This window comes from Streptomyces sp. ATLC9 (assembly GCF_057196705.1).
This window is the reverse complement of the sequence record NZ_JBXUOY010000552.1, coordinates 1-760: the sequence shown is the minus strand read 5'-3', so window position 1 is coordinate 760 and position 760 is coordinate 1. Positions and strand designations below refer to the sequence as shown.

At 80.0% G+C, this 760-nt stretch carries 1 protein-coding gene and 1 pseudogene; both read right to left on the bottom strand.

The window, feature by feature from the left end:
• Positions 1-534: D-glycero-alpha-D-manno-heptose-1,7-bisphosphate 7-phosphatase (locus AC2CJA_RS27000; protein WP_484605254.1), on the bottom strand; the 534-nt coding region annotated here is incomplete at its 3' end.
• Positions 531-760: pseudogene (locus AC2CJA_RS26995) on the bottom strand (hypothetical protein); the annotation flags it as partial. The gene AC2CJA_RS27000 and the pseudogene AC2CJA_RS26995, both read right to left, overlap by 4 nt.

Here is a 760-nt window from a genome sequence, read left to right as displayed (position 1 = left end):
GGCGGGGCCGGGCCACGGCCCGTCCAGCGCCGCGCGCACCGCCGTGAGCAGGTCGGGGGCGACCGCGGGCGCCTCCCGCACCTCCTCCGGAAGGGTCACGGGGGTGGGCACGAGGACGGCGCGGGCACCGGCGGCCCGCGCGGCGTCCACATCGGATCCGATGTCCCCGATCACCACGCACTCGGCGGGGGCCGCGCCCAGCCGCCGGGCCGCGTCCAGCACCAGGGCGGGGGCGGGCTTGCGGCAGGCGCAGCCGTCGTCCGGGCCGTGCGGGCAGACGGCCCAGGCGTGGAACGGGCCCAGCAGCTCGTCGATCCGGGCGTGCACCCGGCCCATGTCGTCCCAGCCGATCAGACCGCGCGCGATGCCGGACTGGTTGGTGACCACCGCGGCCGGCACACCGCGCGAGCGCAGCAGCGCCATCGCCTCGGCGGCGCCCGGCACGGGGCGCACCAGCGCGGGGTCGCCGTTGTAGGGGACGTCCTCCACGAGGGTCCCGTCCCGGTCGAGGAGCACCGCGCGCACCGCCGTCATGCCGTGCTCCCTCCGCCGCCGCCCGCGGCCGGGCCCGGCTTCCGGGGGGCAGCCTCCCAGGGGGCGGCGGCGCGGTGGCGCAGCGCCCCGGCCAGCCGGTGGTACACCGCCAGCGGCGGTATGAGCGCGCTGGTGGCCAGCACGGTGGTGACCTCCTCGCGGGTGCGGGGCCCGGGCGCGATCCGGGCGCGGGCGAACTCGGCGGTGCCCAGCAGCCATCCCGCCC